This window comes from Comamonas aquatica NBRC 14918 (assembly GCF_000739875.1).
Classification (GTDB): domain Bacteria; phylum Pseudomonadota; class Gammaproteobacteria; order Burkholderiales; family Burkholderiaceae_C; genus Comamonas; species Comamonas aquatica.
On sequence record NZ_BBJR01000019.1, the window covers coordinates 1 to 555 of the forward strand.

Annotated in this window: 1 protein-coding gene; it reads left to right on the plus strand. The window is 64.9% G+C overall.

Translation table 11 applies throughout. The annotated features are described in order from the left end of the window. A partial coding sequence (locus CA2_RS01345) for a peptidoglycan DD-metalloendopeptidase family protein (protein ID WP_042411855.1) occupies positions 1-555 on the plus strand: 555 nt, incomplete at both ends.

The window sequence follows — 555 nt, forward strand, 5'->3', positions numbered from 1 at the left end:
TCGCGCCACGGTGTCCAGCGCACCGCTGACCACCAGCACCCGCTTGGCGGGCGGCACCATCCACAGCAGCCTGTTCGCCGCGACCGATGCCGCCGGCCTGCCCGATGCCGTGGCCGTGCAGATCGCCGACATCTTTGAAGAGGTCAATTTCCACCGCCTGCACAAAGGTGACCGCTTCTCCGTCATCTACGAAACCCTGGAAGCCGACGGCGAATTCCTGCGCTCGGGCCGCGTGCTGGCCGCAGAATTCCACAACCGCGACAAGCTGTACCAGGCCATGTGGTTCCAGGAGCCCGGCAAGCGTGGTTCCTACTACGCCATGGACGGCTCCAGCTTGCGCCGCGCCTACCTGAGCTCCCCCGTGGAGTTCTCGCGCGTCAGCAGCGGCTTTGCCATGCGCATGCACCCCATCCACAACACCTGGCGCAAGCACCTGGGCACGGACTTTGCCGCCGCCACCGGCACCAAGGTGCGTACCGTGGGCGACGGCGTGGTTGAGTTTGCGGGCTGGCAAAACGGTTTTGGGAATGTGGTGTTCATCAAGCACAGCAACTG